This is a genomic window from Bathymodiolus platifrons methanotrophic gill symbiont (assembly GCF_002189065.1).
Lineage (GTDB): Bacteria > Pseudomonadota > Gammaproteobacteria > Methylococcales > Methylomonadaceae > Methyloprofundus.
Genome location: NZ_BDMN01000123.1, coordinates 1 through 13,893 on the forward strand (window position 1 = coordinate 1; position 13,893 = coordinate 13,893).

Genomic DNA, 13,893 nt, shown 5'->3' on the forward strand with positions numbered 1-13,893 from the left:
GAGTAAACATATCTGGCTTATTGACTATTACAATCACCAGTTTCCAGAATCAAAACGAAAAGATAACCACCGCTTTGTCAGCCCTGACGCATGAAATAAAACCGCATACGCTGAAAATCAGGGAAACGGAGCCTAAGCGAAGTGAAGATTTTTAGTCCGCGATAGCCGTAGGGCCGTTATTTTGTCGGAGTCTGAGCGTTAGCGAAGGTGGAGACAAAATAAAAGGCCATCCGACACGGCGTTAAGTCATTTGGAGCCTATGTTCCGACCCCTTGTTGGGTCGGGACGAGGTGACGAGGACGAATCGGGGCCGCCGGAGGCATAAGTGGTCGCGTTAAGTTTTTGCTGCTTGCTTGGGCTGGGATGCCCAAAACAAGCTTTCGCAAAAATAGCGACTCCCCGCTTGATTTTAAAGTCAAAAAATACGCTGAGTAGTTACGTTTAATTAAGAGGTTAAATATGAAAACAATAAAATTATCAATAGCTTTACTACCTATTCTCTGTTCACTAGCTTTTCATAGTGTAAATGCGAATGAACTGTTCCCTCCTAGCGACGAGCCAGATACTGAATACCAGCATCCTTATAAGGTTGGGGATATAGGACCCTCTGGTGGTTTGGTGTTGTCGGTGTCTACTTTTGGCAATGTTGGCGTAGAAGCTGCACCTTATGATATGGAGAAGGCGGGTCATAACTACGGTCCTAATTCGTGGAGTGAATTGTTGACGTGGCAGGAGGCAACAGGATATCTATCCTATTACTGGACACACAATGACCACCAAGATTGGAGGCTACCTTCTATTAACGAGCTTATCACTTTGCATTCGCTTCAAAAGGAAGGGCTAGAGACTAACATGGATGAAATGTGGTATTGGAGTAGTTCTGAATTCTCCACTACACCTGATAACGTCAGGCATTCTTATATATACTCTTTCTATAGTGATGAGGATATGAAGGATGATCCTCGTAAAAGCTCCCTCCCTATAATAAAAACTGGGTGGCTTGCGTATGCTCGTCCAGTTAGGAGCTTCACGTGGGAGGTAGATATCTGCAAGGAGTTTAGTAAATTGTCTATTGACGATGATGAGGTGAAGAAAGACTTTATTGCGGGTTGGCCTAAAGAGGAGAAAGAGAAATTACAGAACTCTGAATGCGCTATAAAGTATTCTATAGGTGATACTGGTCCCGCGGGAGGCTGGGTGTTCTCTCTAAATGAGGAAGGCACTCATGGGCTTGAAGCTGCTCCCGATGATGTCCGTGGAAGATGGGGGTGTCATGGAGTAAGTTTGGAAGGTAAAGCTTTAAGTCGTGAGTTAGGTGGTGGTGTAGAGAATACGAAGGATCTACTAGCCACTAGCTGTCACGGCTCTATAGCAACTGAGGTGGCTAACTATGTGTTAAATGATTACGATGACTGGTACTTGCCAAGTCACGGTGAGCTTCACCTAATGTATAGTAACATTCATGAGATAGGAAACTTCCAAAAGACAGGTGGATTTAGAAATACAATGTACTGGACTTCAACAACCAATGAGACATACAAAAATTCATTAAGGTTCAGCTATATCCGAGATTTTATAAATGGTTGGTCAAACCTAGCTGAGAAAACATTTTATTTTAGAGCGAGACCTACACGAGGTTTTTAGGAAAAGAAAGGTTCCGCCGCCGCTTACGATCCTTTTCCAGGATTTTCAGTGGCGGCGTATGAATGAAACCTATATAAAAGTCAAAGGGGAGTGGGAAGGTTCTGTGCAAAAATCCAACTTCCCGACGTTATCTGCTATCATAATTATCAGTTTCAATAAAAGGTGGATCACATGCTCAGCTTCAAAGGCACTCAACTTCCAAAAGATGTCATTATTTATGCAGCCTTCTTTTATGTCAAGTACGGCGTTTCGTATCGCGACCTTGAAGAAATTATGGAAGAAATAGGCGTTGAAGTGGATCATGCTACGCTCAATCGTTGGGTTATCCGTTATTCTCCTGCCATTGCTGTAAAAGCTAAATCTCAGAAACGAGAAACAAATAGAGCGTGGCACATGGATGAAACGTATATCAAAGTGAAGGGTCAGTGGACCTATTTATACCGAGCTGTTGATAGTCACAGTGATACGCTTGATTTCATGCTTTCTGGGCGCCGTGATGAATAGGCTGCAACAGCCTTTGTCAAACAAACGATTAATAATAATGGCTTTCCTGATAAGGTCGTTATGGATAAAAGTGGCGCTAACTATGCAGGATTAGCCAATATTAACCTCTTATTAATCCTAGCTGGGTTTACCACCCTAATCGACATATTACAGGTTAAATAGCGACTCCCCGCTCAATATTTTTTTCTTTTGTCATCTATATTCACTCAATTAACACAATGGGTAGTGGGCAAAGTTGATATTATTTCAATAAACGTAATCTGGGCATATATGGACGAAAGTCTCTGTAATCCTAGTGGTGAACAAGTATATTCAAGAGCACAAGAAACACTATTCATTTAACGGCTATATATCGCTACAGGGCGCATTTTGCAAATTCTGCGGCGTACCGTTCATGTGGAGAATATATTGGCTCCCTACGGGACGTATTGATAAAGCATGGATAACGAAAAGATGTTATCCACCCCTTACCAACACTAGCCAACACATTCTCCACAATCACTCTCAATCACAGCAATATGGTTTCTCTTAAACCGCGCTCCGCGCATCAATAATAAACAATGATAATTTTTAAGGATAAAAGAAAGCATGGAAAGAATAAGCCTGCAGGGCTACACCTTGCATAGACAACACAAAGAGTAAGGTTTTACCTGTTTATCTTTCCCACTCAAAATGCTAATGATTTTTTAGCTATTTCGAGGGAGAATAAACAGAATAATCGAGTAATTAGTTATACATTTCATTTATATCACTTTTTAGTGATTCATTTTTTTATAATGCATAGGGAATATTTAACTACCTATAATAGCTTGAATTTTATGGGTTTGTTTTTGCTGTGTGTTATAACAGCCGCATTGTTTCAATGGCTGTTAACCGTGATTATCCATGGAGTTTTATATATCAAACAGGGCATTAGCTATAATCAGGACTGATTAAATGATTCTTTCATCATGAAGAAACGAAAAAAGATCTATCTGTTTCAATGTTACAGCGTAGGCTGGGTTAGATTATCTAGCGTAGCGCAGATAACGTAACCCAGCATTTATGAGGCTCCTTAAGATGCTGGGTTACGTTTTTATTGCTTCGCAATAAAATCTAACCCAGCCTACGGGGACGGGATATTACATTGATTATTTAATTAAAATGTAGCCCGTATGAAGCTTGCGGAATACGGGGCAAATGAACGCGCTACTCTTAAACTGTACTAGCACACGATAAAAAATCTCACCACGAAAGACACGAAGAACACGAAAAAAGACAAAAAGATTCCCCTTGTTCCCATGCTCTGCGTGGGAAACCAGAACTAATAAAGCCTCTTGCCACTCAGCCTCCTATTTTTCGCAGATAATATTTATACTTATCTATATAATAGGTTTCTTTTACTCAAGTTTTCTTGTCTATGTACGACACTATTATTATTGGCGCTGGCTTTGCGGGCGCTGTTCTTGCTGAACGCCTTGCAACACAAAAAAATCAACGCGTTTTAGTTATCGATAAACGCCAGCATATCGGCGGCAACTGCTTTGATTGCTTTGACGAGCACGGTGTTTTAATCCATCAATACGGCCCGCATTTATTTCATACTGATAATAAATCTGTATTTGATTATCTGAGTCAGTTTACCGAATGGCGCCCCTATCAACATGAAGTATTAGCTTTTATCGATGGCCAGAAAGTGCCTGTTCCGTTTAATCTGAATAGCTTACATAGCTTATTACCTAAGTCACTAGCAGATTCACTTGAATTAAAACTGATTGAACGCTTTGGTTATGGGGTAAAGGTCCCTATTCTGGAATTACGCACTATTGATGATAAAGAACTTAAATTTCTTGCCGACTTTATTTACGAAAAGATTTTTGTTAATTATACGGCGAAACAATGGGGTAAAAAACCAGAGGATATTTCAGCAGAGGTAACTGGGCGCGTGCCTGTGCATATTTCCCGTGATAACCGCTATTTCCAGGATAAGTATCAGGCCATTCCAGCACACGGATATACAAAAATATTTCAAAACATGCTCGATCAACCCAACATCAGCTTGCTGTTAAACACTGATTTTAAAGATGTTTTTAAGGTTGATCTTGAGTCGGGAAAAATGCAGTTTATGAATAGTGAATTCACTGGTCAGTTAATTTTTACCGGGCTGATTGATGAATTACTCGAGCATCGCTTTGGTGAACTGCCTTATCGTTCACTCGCTTTTAAATTTGAAAATTTGCCAACTGAACAGTTTCAGGAAAAAACCACTATTAATTACCCAAATGATTATGACTTTACCCGAATTACCGAGTTTAAGCATATCAGCCAGCAAACGATTTCTGGCACCACGATAGTTAAAGAGTTCCCACAGAACTTTGAGCGTGATAATCCGGATAAAAACATTCCTTATTACCCTATTTTTACCGACGAAAACAAGCAAAAGCTAGATCGCTATCTGTCCTTTGCCGAGCAATTTGATAACATTACTTTAGTAGGGCGCTTAGCAGAAAACCGCTATTATGATATGGATGATATTGTTGCCCGTGCATTGCAGGTGTTTGCTGATGAGTTTTGATACCAAGAAAACATTAAAGATCATCCACTTATCTAAAAGCAAGTTATAGCCCGCATGCAGCTTGCGGAATACGGGAGCCTGAATCCACTGTTATTAAACTGCCCCGTATACGATAAAAAAACCTCACCACGAAGAACACGAAAAAAGATAAAAAACCTGTATTCTTCCTCGTTCCTATGCTCTGAGGCTGTGAAAGTATTGTGCTTTTAGCCTCCCCCCCTTGAGAAGGGGGGATTGAGGGGGGATCTATAAAATCATAGGTTATTGTTATAATGTAGATTATTATTTAATATCAAACCTCCCCTAGCCCCTCCTTGATAAGGAGGGGAATTATACTGAATACTTTCACAGCCTCTCTGCGTACAAACCAGAAATAAATGCACTGCTCTTTCTGTATTCCGCAAGCTGCATACAGGCTACATGAATAGAAATGCTACACAAGTTATAAATAGATTACACTATGCCTAGAAATATCATTATTGCTATTTTTCTACTTTTATTACTAAGTATTAACAATGCATCTGCCGTGGAAAGAATGGCGCGGATCATTGGCGGTAGAACTGCTGATTCAGGAGCGTGGCCCTGGATGGCGGGGTTGGTTGATAACTTCAGTAATACTGTTTTTTTGTGGTGCTAGCCTAGTCGCTAAAGACTGGGTGTTAACAGCAGCTCATTGCGTCTATTATAAAAATAACTTTAGCTTTAATGTGATTATTAATCAGGCACAATTTGATAGTGGCATGGGTGAACGTTTAGCTGTGGACTATATATTATTCCACCCCTTATACAATAATTTCAGCTTAGAGAATGACCTGGCTTTAATCAAACTTGCAACACCTTCACAGAATCAACCGGTTAATGTTTTAGCTCCTTTCAGCTCTCAGGATAACGTAGGAAAAGAAGCGATTGCCTTAGGCTGGGGTCCTATTTCCAGTCCATCTACAATATACCCTTCAGAGCTACAGCAGGTTAATTTACCATTGATTGATAATGCCCTTTGCGATGCTGCCATGGGAGACATTACGCAAGACATGCTATGCGCTGGAAATGGCTTAGGCGAAAAAGACACCTGTTTTGGGGATAGCGGTGGGCCGCTTGTTGTTTTTGACACTGAAAGCAGAACCTGGCGCCAGGCCGGCATTACTAGCTGGGGCTATGGCTGTGCAGAACCAGGCTTTTACGGTGTCTATACTCGACTTAAAAATTACAGTACGTTTATTTCTGAGCATATTTGTAGTGCCGCTGAAACACCCCCTAGTGTTTATCTAAACCTTGGAGTTAATGCTAACATAGTCACTGCCAGCTGGAATGCTATCAACAATGTGTCTGGCTATCGCCTGAATTATGCCCCCTACCCTGAAGCTCAGAGCCTTTTTAGTATTGATATGAATCATAGTACTGATCTTTCCGTCAGGCTTGGGGCTGGTAGCGCGTATTATGTTGCCATTACCAGTTATAATGGTAACTGTCTAAGTGATTATGCTAATGTTGAACATTTTATTCTTAAGTAAGCGCTGCAAAAAATGACATCACCGATAAAACTAAGCATTGTTTTTCTTAACTTTAATAAACTAACAGAAACTCAGTTTACCAGTTCACGCCTACAAGAACTTTGTGCTAATCGTGATGATATAGAAATCATTGCTGTCGATAATGGTTCAGCAGATGGTACAGCCGAATACTTGCGCCAACAAACTGGAATTATTAGTATTTTACTGCCTGATAACGGAGGTATTTCCGGCTATAACGCTGGCTTTAACATAGCAAAGGGTAAATATTTATTAATTTTAGATGATGATTCCTGCCCCATTAACCTTACCAGCCTGGACCATGCACTAGAAACATTAGAACAACGCCAGGATATTGGCATTATTGCTGCTCATATTCAATCGCCCGATGGCATAGCTCAATGGAGCTGGCATTTACCTAAAAGTACAACATTCACTCGTTCACCTTTTTTTATTGGCTGTGGTTTTGTTATCCGGCGTGATTTGTTTGCAAAAATTGGCTGGTATCCCGAAGACTTCTTTCTTTATCAGAATGAGATTGAGGTGAGCTTTCAAGTGCGCTTGCAGGGCTATGATATTTTTTATGATCCTGCCTGCATTATTGTGCATCGAGGCATCCCCAGCCAGCGCCCAGGTGAGCGGCGAATATTTTTTCCGACACGCAATACGCTGTGGCTATTAAGACGCTTTTATCCACAACCTCAGCTAAGTTACTTAATTTTTTCACGCTTAGTGATTGGCCTGGTTCGCGCTATTAGTTTTGGCGAACTAATACCTTACCTAAAAGCTGTCCGTGACGGTCTAAACAAGCCGATTGAAAAAACAATTCTACCTGCAAATATCCGGCTAGATTGTTTACCTTTCTGGAAGCAAAACAGCCTTATTCATCAATTATAAAAACGCACATGAAATCAACAGCAAAAATTCTTATTATTATTGTTACCTGGAATAAAAAAGAGTATGTCATAGATCTACTCAATTCCTTATCTGTCATTAATTTCCCCAGGGAACAGCTTGATATTCTGGTTATAGACAATGCCAGTAATGATGGCACTTTTGAGGCGTTAGAAGCACAATTTGATGATATTGAGATTATTCGGAATGCTGAAAACATTGGTGGCACTGGCGGATTTAATACCGGGTTAGCCTGGGCATTTGACCAGCCTGATTCGCGTTATGACTATCTCTGGTTACTCGATAACGATGTCGTGGTACATAAGAATGCACTCAGTGAATTAGTCACTGTACTGGAAGAAAATTCTGAGACTGCTATTGCAGGCTCAACCATGATGCAATTAGATTACCCATGGCGTATAAATGAGATGGGCGCATTTGTTGACCAACAGAACGGCACTCTTGTATTTAATCGACACTATGAAGAAATATCTAACTGGCAAGGAACGCCCATAGACGATTTATTAGTCGAGGATGCTGACTTAAGTCAACAACTAATGCATTGTCAGCCTGTGATGGATGTTGATTATGTTGCAGCTGCATCATTGTTAATCCGTGCTCCCGTCGCCAGGCAAGCTGGCTTATGGATGGATTTCTTTATTCACTTTGATGATGTTGAGTGGTGTTTGCGTATCGGCAAAGCAGGTCATCGAGTGGTAGTATCAGCAAAGTCATTAATCTGGCATCTCTCAGCGGCTGCCAAAGTACCCAACTGGATACTTTATTACGATAATCGCAATATTTTATATTTACTTGCCAAGCACAGCGGTGATATTGCGGTTAACAACGCCATTCGTAACATCCTGAAAAAAACCTTGTACTATAAATTAATTGGCAAAGCAGATTTAGCCGAATTACATTTACAGGCAATAAGCGACTTTGAACAAGGTTTAACCGGAAAAAAAACCATTCAACTACCCTATAAGTTTGAAAGGGTTGCGGAGATAGGTCGAATATTAAACGCCCCGAGCATTAAAAAAATTATCGTTCCGTGGACCATTAATATGCAAGCAAGCAATATACAAAATATTTTTGTAGGCGTAATGAAAAAACGCCCTGAACTGGATAGAAAAACAGCTATAGACTTAGGGAAATGGAAAAATTAAATCATCCAAAATTAGACGACTAATTCAACGCGGAACAAGCTTTGTGTAGGGTATGCATCGCATACCTATAGGCTTTCAGGTAAATAATTTCCATACATTCTGGGCAGTCAGAAATGCTCGGAAGCGGGATCTTTAGCCCCGCATGCTTGGACGGGACTAAAGATCCCGCTTCCGAATATTGCTTGAAAATTTCAGAGAAACTATAGCAGCTCTGAAAGGTATGCGATGCGCACCCTACCGCAATATTTCCTGTTAAGTGGGTAGTCGAAATTATCCACAAAGATTATTGAATCTAGCTTATTAACGTTTAAAAATTGGACGGTTATTTATTTCCGTCTCCCTTACGTGACACCCGCTAGCACACATAAAGGCAGGCTAAAGAGGCCGTGAAAGTATTCAACAAAATTCCCTCCTTAGTTAAGGAGGGATTGGGGGAGGTTTGATATGTTAAAACTAATCATGCAATATCAATGATCTATGTTTTTATACGATCCCCCCTCAATCCCCCCTTCTCAAGGGGGAGGCTAAAAGCAGATACTTTCACAGTCTCTAAAGCCACGCCCTACAATAATAAGCACTACTTACCTGGCAACTGATACACCTTATCCTGACTATCTCTAGTCAGGTTTGAGTTATAGTAAGGATCCCCTTTCTCTAGCCAGTCTTGCCAGCTCTTATGAAACAACTGCTTATCCTGCTCAGTGTAATGGGCTAATAAATCCGGTTGCCTGCTAATAAATTGCGCTTGTGGAACACTAACACAGCGCCAGTCAGCGGCTAATGCTCTTAAGCTAAAATCCAGTAAACTATAAACCCCCTGATAATGGGCATTTAAACCACCTAGTTGCTGCCAGACTTCACGCCGAATAATGACACAAAAGGGGTGCGGCGCACTGATATTTCTAGTTAATTTTGTTACTGCCATATAACCCGGTTCACTTATTGGCCAGCCCTGGTAAGGAACTATTAACCCACCATCCTTATGGTAGGTTGCGCCTGCATAATCAATTAATTGATACTCAGTAATAATACTACCTGATGCTATAGCAACTCCCTCAATCTTTAACCAGGCAGCTAGTTGGCCCATAATATTTTCGTTTACAGGAGCTAATGCCTGACTGATAATTGCAATATAAGGCTTTTCAGTTGCGGCTATGGATTGATTAATATATTGAGTATAGTTTTCTACAGGAAATTCAGTGTCTATATTTAGCACTTCAATTTCCGTTGCATCGGGAGCGACCAAATCCAGTCGATAGTTACCACGCCATAAGGACTCTATTTCTACGGCTTCACCTGCAATTCCACGTCGTTGCATGGCTACATTCAGAGCTTTAACACCGGCTGTAAACGCATAGTCTTTGGCTCCGCTATCCAATGCAACTGAGCTATGGTGTTGTCGCCAGTGGTAAAGTACTGTTTGAATATGCCGTACCTGTGGCTCGGTTTCAGCAGCACGTAAAATCAAGTCATAGTCTTGCGAACCATCAAATTCGGTTCGTAAGCCGCCGAGTTGATTAACCAGACTGCGCCGATAACACATTAAATGAAAAATATAGTTACCCGCAAGTAGGGTTTCTGGTGACCAGCAGGGCTTGAATAAATACATATATCGCTTACCCTCAGGCGATATCATATCTCTATCTGAATAAACAATATCTACTTCTGGGTAGTTTCGGATTTCATCAGCAACCCGGTATAAAGCATCTAATGCCAGGCGATCATCATGATCTAAAAACAGTACATAATCACCCCTGGATTTTTCTATCGCCTGATTAGTAGCTCCAGAAATACCTTGCGACTTACCGGAAAAATAAACCTGAATTCTTGGGTCATTACAAGCACCCGACTTTAATAAATCAAGTGTATCAATATTAGATGAGCCATCATCAACCAAAATCAATTGCCAATAGGGGTAGGCTTGCGCACGAATGGAAATAATACATTCGTATAACACTTCAATTTCAGTATTATGCACAGGGGTGACAATACTTATTTTTGGTGGTGATTTCCAGTGATAGGCCTTCTGTTGCAATAAGCGCCAGTCTTCAAGCGTAGTCAGGCTATTTTGATCTATCCATTTTTGATAGTTCAAATAGTATTTGTTGTTTATTGCCTGGTTCCATTCGTTAAAACAATACTGAGCGGGAACAATAGCGGGATAAAATCGTAGCCATTGCCATGAGGACTCCTCTGTTATAAAAGATGATGGAATGTAATTAAATACTTTTCTTATTACCCGGTAAAACCAGTGCTGTTTCTCTCTAAAGTTACCTAGCTGCATAGCCTGAAATAGAAAATATTACGCAAGATGGTGTCGTTAAACTGTTTTTTTCTATCATATTCCCTTTTAAATTCTTGTCTGAATATAGTCATTACCTACTAACTCTGTCAGCTTATTGTTTTTCAGGTTAATAATGCCTATATAGGGCTGTTTAAAGTTTATATATTCTAACTTATCCAATGCAAAAGGCTTAAACCACTGCACTAACTCTTGTTTCGACTCACAAAAAACTGAGTTATGCCCGATTAAAATGACCGACTCCTGTCCAGAGTTTTTTGCTGTCTCGACAAGAGCCGCTAAAGCCGGAGATGTATTAAAGCTGCTGCGGTCTTTACAGTGATTAATATACGCAAGTTTTTTAACGTCGCCATTACCTGATACTTGCCAGACACTAAGCCCCCACTTTGCAATATCGATTTGATTAACAGCATTTCCGATATGGCTCTGGCAAACCTTATTAAGACAGGAAAGCAGGGATAAGCCCTTTTTATTTTCAGAAAACCCTATCTTTCCCTCAGCAAAATAATCACGTATCTCAGCTAGCGAAATTTTCAATTTATCTTTAAGTGGAACTATTGTCGCAGTAGCTTGGGTCTGGTTAATAAACGCAATAATATTTTCTTCTTTATTGCCTGTAATATCAAGAAAAGACAGCCCTGATTTTTTACCTATATACAAATAAATACCCTGCTTATCATTTAACCAGTGCTCAATTGAATACTGCTCGGGAAGACGAAGATTATCCTTCATTGAGGTAATGTTATTTATATCAAAAGTGTTTTTAGCTAATTTAAATAACAAGGCACCCGATTCGGTATTTCGAAAAGGTTGAGGGTTACGATATGAAAACTGTTTATTGCCAATGCTAATTATATAATTAGCATCATTATCTATTCCACCCATCAGTGTTCCCCTATCTGATTCACCCTCGGAACTAATTTAGCAACAAGCGCATTGATAAAGCTACTCAGCGACTTTCCTGTCATTATTGCGTTTTGAACAGCCCGAATAGTATATGAGCTTATACGTGCGATTCTTTCATTAAAAAATAATGGATTCACAAATCCTCCCCTTTTTTTAGCTGCTTGCTGCCTTTTCTCAAGATCTTCGGTGTACTTTTTATCAGAAGGGTGAATCAACTCTGGATCTTGTATTTTAGAAAGCTCTTCGACCGTGCGTAATAAGTTGTAGCTCATTGCTGTCAGCCGCATCTGGTTCTTGAGTGAGTTATTATCAGAAGACCATGCTTTTGTTTCTTTCAAATTACTTTTACTGTTATTGAATGCTTTCTCAATCGTCCAGCGCTGTAGCATAGTTTCAATTTTACCATAAATAATTATTGGGAAACTTCAGTCTCTAAGTTTCTTAGCTATTGTTGCTTTCAATGGAAACACTGATGATTCCACCAAGAAAATCACCCCATTTTGTACGTACAAATGACTTAATCCTGGTATGGCCAGCTATTTTTATGAGGTGCTTATCAGCGGGAAATAATTCGAGTAAGCGACCATTCCTGCTACTTGCAGGATTGCCCTTAACTCCACAAGACAACATGTTACGACCAAAACCAAATGCCTGACAATTATCAAAACCTATGCTACTTAATACTGTGGGACCAGTATCATAATGGGAACCTAGGTTTTCTACCTCTTGGTGTTCTCCTGATGGCATATTAATCATAAACATCAACTTTCGTAACTTTTTCTTTAGCAAGTAATTAGCTGGGTTCTTGTGCGCCAGGTGATCACTCATAACCACAATCACTGTGTCATTAGAATAAGGGCTATTGCGAATATTTTGAATATATTCTTTAATCAACTGACCGCCACAATGAACGGAATCCAGCATTCTATTATTTTTAATCGACTGATATTTATCAGTACAGGCTGGATCAGGGAATCCTGGGGCATGAGTATCCAGAGTAAGAAGAAACAAGGCAAATGGATTAGGTTTAGCGGCTAATTCAAGATAATCATTCAGGGCATATTCAAAAAGAGGGCGGTCTCTCAACCCCCACTTATTATAATCATGTTTGTTTTCAGGGTATTTTTTCTGAAAATAACTTTTGCCGATAATATTGTCAAAACTATGTGTCTTTAGAAAGGCTTTTTTTCCGGCGAAATTCAGGTTGGCTCCACCTAGAAAGGATACATTGTAACCTTCTTTTTTAAGTAGATCACTGACACATTCAGCATTTGGCATAAAATCAGCAGATATATTAAAATTATTTGCTGATGAAGCTAAGGGCATCTGCAATGGAACCCCACACAAACTCGCGACCATACCAGCGATGGTCCATCCCGTATAAGATGTTTGCATCATATTGTTAAAGACAATAGATGATTGCTTCATATCATTCAAAGCATTAGGCTTGCCTTGAACCACCTCATTATCAAAAAAATTAGCTTCCATGCTTTCAGCATAAATAAAAACCATTTTTTTTATTCCCTAGCTGATATTTAAAATCAGCCTGGGCACCTTCAATAAGCTGATCAATTGAAGCCTCGTCATATTAGCTATAAAATGGGAAATAACGTGATAACAGCTGACTATCATGAGCATCATGATACATTTTCCCAAACGAGAGTGTTTGCGGGCTTATCAATGTAAGTAATATGATAAAGCCTCCCGCAAATAAGCCAGATTTCTTATTTGCGTTTTCTCTATGTAACTTAAAGGTTAAAAAGCATAAATAAAAATAATAGACGCACATCACGATAACAAGCATCAAAATCTCATTCTGAAAACCTAAAATCCCCTGCTTATTAAAATGGAAATAAAATGCCTCGTTAAATCCGGTTCCCTGGATAAAGTAGTTACCAGTAATAGCGCATCAAAAAATAGAAAGGGCAGCATGGCAAAAAGTAATACAACTACTTTCACATAATGCTTGATAGGACGAACAAGAAAAAGATAGGCAGCAGCATAAAATAAGCTGAATAGTAACCATGTCCAGACTGGCGTTATAAAAATTGTGACGTATAAAGGAAATGCTATTATAAAAAAATTAACCAAAAGCTCATATTTGAATAGTCTTACAATAGCAATCATGCGACGTCTTCAATGGTTATTAAGTTGTCAGGAATTGATCTCATATTGTGCATAAAAAGAGTAAATGCTTTGAAAGAAAGCAGGATGGACTAAGACCAAGCCGGTAAGCATTGCGTCTGTTTATATAGTAAGTAACTGAGTATAACTAACAAAATGTAAGCGTCAATTAAACCACACATTCAAAACCAACCTAAAAAATGGCAGACTATTGCTTCCAATTAACTCAGGAGGCATTAATGAGCCCATCTCAAAATAAATCGGCTATGCAAGACCCTATACCGCAATGGC

Annotated in this window: 10 protein-coding genes and 1 pseudogene; 6 read left to right on the plus strand and 5 right to left on the minus strand. The window is 39.7% G+C overall.

The genetic code is table 11. From position 1 onward, the window contains the following. Positions 1 to 459: 459 nt before the first annotated feature. The 6 genes and pseudogenes from CDZ78_RS07610 to CDZ78_RS07635 all read left to right on the plus strand — a co-directional run bounded on the left by CDZ78_RS07610 (position 460) and on the right by CDZ78_RS07635 (position 8,270). Entirely contained in the window at positions 460 to 1,644 is a 1,185-nt protein-coding gene (locus tag CDZ78_RS07610) for an Lcl C-terminal domain-containing protein (protein WP_087869468.1), read from the plus strand. A 171-nt stretch (positions 1,645 to 1,815) separates the two neighbouring features. Further along, positions 1,816 to 2,307: pseudogene (locus tag CDZ78_RS07615) on the plus strand (IS6 family transposase); the annotation flags it as partial. Positions 2,308 to 3,547: 1,240 nt separating this feature from the next. Next, a complete protein-coding gene (gene glf, locus CDZ78_RS07620; protein WP_087869470.1) occupies positions 3,548 to 4,702 on the plus strand; it encodes a UDP-galactopyranose mutase in 1,155 nt (384 codons plus the stop codon). 515 nt (positions 4,703 to 5,217) lie between these two features. Beyond that, entirely contained in the window at positions 5,218 to 6,213 is a 996-nt protein-coding gene (locus CDZ78_RS07625) for a S1 family peptidase (protein WP_087869471.1), read from the plus strand. Positions 6,214 to 6,225: 12 nt separating this feature from the next. Continuing rightward, complete coding sequence (locus tag CDZ78_RS07630) at positions 6,226 to 7,107, plus strand: glycosyltransferase family 2 protein (protein WP_087869472.1); 882 nt, start codon at positions 6,226 to 6,228, stop codon at positions 7,105 to 7,107. An 8-nt stretch (positions 7,108 to 7,115) separates the two neighbouring features. Further along, a complete protein-coding gene (locus CDZ78_RS07635; RefSeq protein WP_087869473.1) occupies positions 7,116 to 8,270 on the plus strand; it encodes a glycosyltransferase family 2 protein in 1,155 nt (384 codons plus the stop codon). A gap of 577 nt (positions 8,271 to 8,847) precedes the next feature. Here CDZ78_RS07635 and CDZ78_RS07640 read toward each other — a convergent pair. From CDZ78_RS07640 to CDZ78_RS07660, 5 genes are all read right to left on the minus strand, one after another. After that, complete coding sequence (locus CDZ78_RS07640) at positions 8,848 to 10,554, minus strand: glycosyltransferase family 2 protein (protein WP_087869474.1); 1,707 nt, start codon at positions 10,552 to 10,554, stop codon at positions 8,848 to 8,850. A 66-nt stretch (positions 10,555 to 10,620) separates the two neighbouring features. Beyond that, positions 10,621 to 11,457 (minus strand): hypothetical protein, encoded by an 837-nt coding sequence (locus CDZ78_RS07645; protein ID WP_087869475.1) that lies wholly within the window; start codon positions 11,455 to 11,457, stop codon positions 10,621 to 10,623. Next, the gene (locus CDZ78_RS07650) at positions 11,457 to 11,816 is read right to left on the minus strand and encodes a hypothetical protein (protein ID WP_087871010.1); all 360 of its coding nucleotides are present in this window, start codon (positions 11,814 to 11,816) and stop codon (positions 11,457 to 11,459) included. Before CDZ78_RS07650 ends, CDZ78_RS07645 begins: the two co-directional genes overlap by 1 nt. A gap of 103 nt (positions 11,817 to 11,919) precedes the next feature. After that, positions 11,920 to 12,990: a sulfatase-like hydrolase/transferase gene (locus CDZ78_RS07655; RefSeq protein ID WP_167374213.1), complete on the minus strand. Its 1,071-nt coding sequence runs from the start codon at positions 12,988 to 12,990 to the stop codon at positions 11,920 to 11,922. A gap of 312 nt (positions 12,991 to 13,302) precedes the next feature. After that, a complete protein-coding gene (locus CDZ78_RS07660) occupies positions 13,303 to 13,605 on the minus strand; it encodes a hypothetical protein (RefSeq protein WP_087869478.1) in 303 nt (100 codons plus the stop codon). Positions 13,606 to 13,893 lie beyond the last annotated feature (288 nt).